The organism is Bacillus nitratireducens, assembly GCF_036320425.1.
Taxonomy (GTDB): domain Bacteria; phylum Bacillota; class Bacilli; order Bacillales; family Bacillaceae_G; genus Bacillus_A; species Bacillus_A nitratireducens.
This window is the reverse complement of the sequence record NZ_JAUMJO010000037.1, coordinates 1-1,704: the sequence shown is the minus strand read 5'-3', so window position 1 is coordinate 1,704 and position 1,704 is coordinate 1. Positions and strand designations below refer to the sequence as shown.

General features: G+C 31.3%; 1 protein-coding gene. It reads right to left on the bottom strand.

The features are described from left to right. Positions 1-357: 357 nt before the first annotated feature. Entirely contained in the window at positions 358-1,287 is a 930-nt protein-coding gene (locus Q3V31_RS30605) for a DMT family transporter (protein WP_090814659.1), read from the bottom strand. Positions 1,288-1,704: the final 417 nt, after the last annotated feature.

Sequence of the window (1,704 nt, the reverse complement as noted above, 5' to 3'; positions counted from 1 at the left end):
CAAAAAATAAAAATTGACGTTCACGTTGTTTGTTTCGTTCAGTTTTCAAAGAACTTCTTTGCCGCTCATTTGCGACTTCCTTATGTTAACATCTTCGTTAGTTAATGTCAACTAAGTTTTTCATTTTGTTTGTCGCGTTCTGCGTTATTGCATCGGCGACTTGTTCTATATTACACCTCTATAGTCTAATCGTCAATACCTTTTATTCAATTAATAATAAAAATAATCCCAAGGGTATTTTCTATATTAATTTCAGTTATTTATTTTCTCTATTTCAATGAAAATAATAAAAAAGGACATCTCATTACATGCAAGACGTCCTTTTAATTAAACATTATATACATGTACTTAGAAACCTTAACAATCTTCATTCTCTTTAATATTTCGATCGCCTAACAGAAATAAATTAATTAATTTACGTTTATCTGCCCATATCACTCCCAATAAGACTAAGCCTCCGCCTATTACTATTCTCCATGTTAATGATTCATTTAATAGAACAATTGAAGCAACAATACTTATTAATGGTAATGCATTTAAATATAATCCACTTACTGATGCAGAAACTCTCTCTAGTGCTTTATTCCAAAACCAATATGCTAGAATTGTCGCCCCTATAACAAGATACATCACACTAAGTCCAGTCTTCCACGTTTCAACCTTTGGGAAACCATAATAAAAAGTTTCTACCATCGCAAATGGTAATAAAACAAACGCCCCAATAATTAAAGTTAATGTTGTAAAAACCTTGTTTGATAGATACTGTTCCTGTTTTGGCTGTTTTAACAACACCGTATAGAAAGCAAATAAGAAAGTGCTTAATAAAATAAGGATATCTCCTATTAAAGACACCTCTTGATCGACATTATTAGATGGAATTGTAATAAGAAGTACCCCTATAACCCCTAATATAATACCTATCCAATAATTCAGCTGAATTTTCTCTTTCAAAAAGAACGCCGAAAAAAGTATTGTAACTAACGGTAACGCAGCATCTATGATACTAACATGCAATCCACTTGTTAAAGAAATGCCGTAGGATGTGAACATAAAGTATCCAGCTACACCAGTAAAAGATAACAAACTCATTCTTTTCCATGGAATATGTTTATGTACAACCGCTTTTTGTAGTTCGTTAAATGAGAAAAGCATACAAATTCCACCCGCAAAGAAAAGACGAATAAACAACAAAGTAAATGGTTGAATGGATTCTAACGCCCATTTCGTTGGCGCAATTGCCGTCCCCCATAATATAACAGCCACTAATAACATGCATATTTCCTTCATAAAATCCCCCACACCCATCAAAAAAATATATGTTAACTACCTTAATTATAGATTTTTTCTTATATAAAATCCTTTAAAAACACAAAAGGTTATGTAAAAAAGAGCTAGATAGCTATTTTTTACATAACCTTTTCATATACGATCTAACATATCCTTATTTATACTACAACTTAATTACCACAAAAAGGTAATTCTTACCTTCAACTACTATTTAAAAGTATTAACTTTATAATCTTTTTATCACCTTATCATCCAAACTTATTTTAAACAGCTTCTATTTCATTCTTTTCTCTTCCTTAGCTTCATTCAATTTATGGATTTTAACATTTGGTAAATAAAAATAAACACAAAAAAACCTAAGTCGAAACGACTTAGGTTTTTGCTTGGCGACGTCCTACTCTCACAGGGACAAGGTCC